Origin of the sequence: Streptococcus sp. HMSC076C08 (genome assembly GCF_001810825.1) — a bacterium.
Classification (GTDB): Bacteria; Bacillota; Bacilli; order Lactobacillales; family Streptococcaceae; genus Streptococcus.
In genome coordinates, this window is sequence record NZ_KV802706.1 from 1 (window position 1) to 217 (window position 217).

Genomic DNA, 217 nt, shown 5'->3' on the forward strand with positions numbered 1-217 from the left:
AGACGCTGACTGACTAGCACTTACTGAAGCAGATTCACTTGCGCTCGCTGATACTGATTGGCTCGAACTTACTGAAGCAGATTCGCTTGAGCTGACTGAGGCTGATTGACTGGCACTCAATGAAGCGGATTGACTCGAGCTCGCTGAAGCGGATTGACTTGAGCTTACAGACGCTGACTGACTAACGCTTACTGAAGCGGATTGGCTTGAACTTACA

At 49.3% G+C, this 217-nt stretch carries 1 protein-coding gene; it reads right to left on the reverse strand.

Translation table 11 applies throughout. The features are described from left to right. Window positions 1-217 (reverse strand): hypothetical protein (locus tag HMPREF2766_RS09760; RefSeq protein ID WP_186821417.1); only part of this gene is annotated, 217 nt, incomplete at both ends.